Here is a 3,732-nt window from a genome sequence, read left to right as displayed (position 1 = left end):
GAATGCTCTAATGTTGAGAGATCCGTGGAGATTCCAACTAAATTGTTCAAAGTAAGTGCCAGATTTGGGGGCTGCAAGACTATGGTAGAGAATGCCCTGCTGCATCGGCGAGAGGGGATAAAAATCTTCAATGTTTTTGTTTTTTACGCCCATGTCAGCCGTAATGGCATCGAGATCGGTTTGATCCCATTGGCTTTGGTTAAATTCGGAAAAATCGGAGGGGGTAAAACCTCCTGCATCAGAAGATTGGCAATGAGTAATCAGCGATCTCAATGCTTCGATAAATATTTGAGCCAGAGTTTCAACCGTAGATTGCCGATGTAACTGATTGCTATAATTCCAGTTCATTTGCAGGTGTCCTTGAGAAATCCCACCGTTAATTTCCAGTAAGTAAGTTCGTTTGCTTTGTAAACTATGGTGAGGACCACTCGATTCCTGGGCAAAGCTCAATAAAGACGATTGTGCTAAAACTTGGTCAAACTGTCCTAGATAATTAAACACAACTTCAGCTTTTGGCAAACGACTAAATCGTTCCCTAATTTCCTGATCTCCACTGAGATATCGCAACACTCCATAACCAATACCTCGATTTGGAATCGCTCTTAGCTGCTCTTTAATTGATTTGAGGACTTTTCCTGGCGAGTCGAAAGTGTTTTCCAAACTCAGATGTACAGGGAAGATAGTTGTGAACCAGCCCACAGTCCTTGATAAATCTACATCCTCGAACAGTTCTTCTCGACCATGCCCTTCTAAGTCAATTAGTAATGAAGTTTCTCCTGTCCATTGGCTAAATGTTTGCACAAGCGCAGTTAACAACACATCATTAATTTGCGTCTGATAAACTGCTGGCACCTGTTGCAATAAAACTTGAGTTTCTTCTTCAGTCAACGATACAGTCAAAGTACAAGCTGATGCTTCTAAATTGTTCTCATACCTAAAATCTAAAGGAATAGGCTTAACAAGTTGCTGCTCTATTGTCAGCCAGTATTCTAGCTCTAAACCCAATGCAGGCAATTGGGCATATTTTTGTAAATAATTAGACCACTGTTTGACAGAAGTTGTTTTCGGGGGTAACTGTATTGCTTTGTTTTGACAAATTTGCTGGTGAGCTGTTTGAAAATCTTCAATTAAAATTCGCCAAGAAACTCCATCAACTACTAAGTGATGTATCACCCAAAGCAAGCGACTCGATTGATTGGCACCGAGATCAAAAAGAGCAACTCGAAATAATGGACCCTCTGTCAAATTCAAGCTGGCTTGTAGCTGAATCGACATTGCTTCCATCTGTGCCACTTGTTTTTCTGGCGGTAATGCTGACAAGTCTAAATAGGTTGATGTCACTGAATGATCACCAGTTACCACTGCCTGAAAGCCAAATTCCTCTTTGATAAATCGTGAACGTAGCGCATCATGATGCTTTTGTAAAGTTTGTAATATCTTTTCTAAAGCCACAGGGTTAAGGTGCTGTTTGACTTCTAGCATTACTGCCTGATTCCAGTGGTGTGGTTCTGGTTGCTCTTGTTCAAAAAACCAGTGCTGAATAGGTGTTAGTTCTAGCGAACCAGTAACTAGGTTTTGTTCTGCTGAAATTTTCTCAGTTGTGCCAGCTACATTTGCCAGTTGAGCTATAGTTTGATATTGAAATAATTGCTTAGGAGTTAGGTGTAGCCCTGCTTGGTTAGCTTTGGATATTATTTGAAGACTGAGGATAGAATCTCCACCTAACTCAAAAAAATTGTCGTTTATACCTATTTCTGCTAAACCTAGTACCTGTCTCCAGATAATAGCCAATTGTTTTTCAACAATCGTTTGAGGTGCAATGAAAGCTTTTTCCAGTTCTGGACGTACTGTATCAGGTGCAGGTAATGCCTTACGGTCAACTTTGCCATTAGGTGTAAGCGGGAGTGTTTCTAATGTCACAAAAGTTGCTGGTACCATGTAGTTTGGTAATTTCGACTCCAGGAAGTTCCGTAGTTCAGGGATTATCAGTGTTTGTTCTTGTTCTGGAACTACATAGGCGACTATCCTTTGAGAATCCCCTAAATCTGAGCGTACTACAACTACAACTTGTCGGACTTCTGGATGTTGAATGATGATAGCCTCAATCTCTTTGAGTTCAATCCGGAAACCTCGAATTTTTACTTGATCATCCATGCGACCAATGTATTCTATTTCTCCATTCGACAGATAGCGGGCTAAATCTCCTGTTTTGTACAATCGTTCACCTGCTATGTTTGTGTAAGGATTTGGAATAAATTTTTCGGCAGTCAAGTCTGGGCGTAAATAATAACCCCTACCTACTCCCACACCACCAATATAAATTTCACCAGGTATACTTACAGCAACAGGATTTAGATATTGATCAAGTAGATAAATCTGGATGTTGGCAATTGGGCGACCAATAGGAACAACTTGTTGATTAATACCGCGCTGACAAATCCATGATGTTACATCGATACAAGTTTCAGTTGGACCATAAAGATTATGCAATTCTGCATCTAAATGAGCAAAGAAGCGTTCTTGAAAGGCAACAGGCAAAGTTTGACCCCCGCAAAAGACTCGTTTGAGAGATTGACAATTCTCGATACCGCCAACAGCTAAGAGCATTTGCAGCAATGATGGGACAAGCTGAAGAATAGTAATTTGCTGCTCAATGATTACCTGAATTAGATAATTACTATCCTGATGTCCCCCTGGTCGAGCTATAACCAATTGCGCTCCAACCAACAAAGGTGCGTAAAACTCCCAAACTGAAGCATCAAAGCTAAAGGGAGTTTTTTGCAGGACTTTATCTGTTCTAGTAAGGGGAAATTCTGATTGCATCCACAACATATGATTGCAAATTGCGCGATGCGGAAGCATGACTCCCTTGGGTTGGCCTGTAGAACCAGAGGTATAAATGACATAAGCAAGGTTGTCTACAGTAAATTTACACACAATATTTTGTGTGTTTTCATCGGCAATTAGTCCCCAATCGCTATCGATGCAAATGACTTTAGTTTTGTAAATTGATATTTTTTCTACTAAATACTTTTGTGTTAACAATAAGACTGGTTGAGAATCTGCTAACATATACGCCAAGCGTTCTTGGGGATAGTTAGGGTCTAAGGGTACATAAGCACCACCTGCTTTGAGAATGGCTAATAGTCCAATCACCATCTCAAGCGATCGCTCTACACAAATCCCGACTAATACCTCTGGTTCGACTCCTAGCTTTTGTAAATAATGCGCCAATTGATTGGCTCTAGCATTTAGCTCCCTATAGGTTAGCTGTTCATTTTCAAACACTACAGCAACGGCATCAGGTGTTTTTTCTACCTGCGTTTCAAATAATTCATGAATACATTGCTGTTGAGGATATTCAACTTCTGTATTATTCCACTCTACAAGCAACTGATGCCGTTCAGTTTCCGTTAAGAGCGACAATTGACAAAGGCGCTGCTGTGGATTATTAACCATACCCTCTAGCAAAGTCTGCAAATGTCCTAGCATTCGGGTAACGGTATCGGAGCGATCGCGATCATCGTAACTGTAACTAATCTTGAGTAATAACTCCTTACCTGGAATCACAGTTAGAGTTACAGGATAGTTAGTTCTTTCAAAGCCATGAAAGTCCTCTATCTCAAAATTTATATCCCTCTCTTGCACCGAAGGATCTACAGGATAATTCTCAAAAGCTAATATATTATCGAACAGAGCCAAACCTTTAGGAACTTCACTCCATCCTTGGAT

The 3,732-nt window shown here is 40.5% G+C and carries 1 protein-coding gene; it reads right to left on the bottom strand.

Annotation, left to right across the window (positions count from 1 at the left end; translation table 11 throughout):
* The coding region (locus ACM0OP_RS23825; protein WP_414530886.1) for an amino acid adenylation domain-containing protein at positions 1-3,732 on the bottom strand (3,732 nt) is incomplete at both ends.

The sequence above is a fragment of the Nodularia chucula CCY0103 genome, from assembly GCF_963923915.1.
GTDB lineage: Bacteria > Cyanobacteriota > Cyanobacteriia > Cyanobacteriales > Nostocaceae > Nodularia > Nodularia chucula.
Note: the sequence above shows the minus strand (reverse complement) of the source record. Positions and strands in the feature narration are given on the sequence as shown.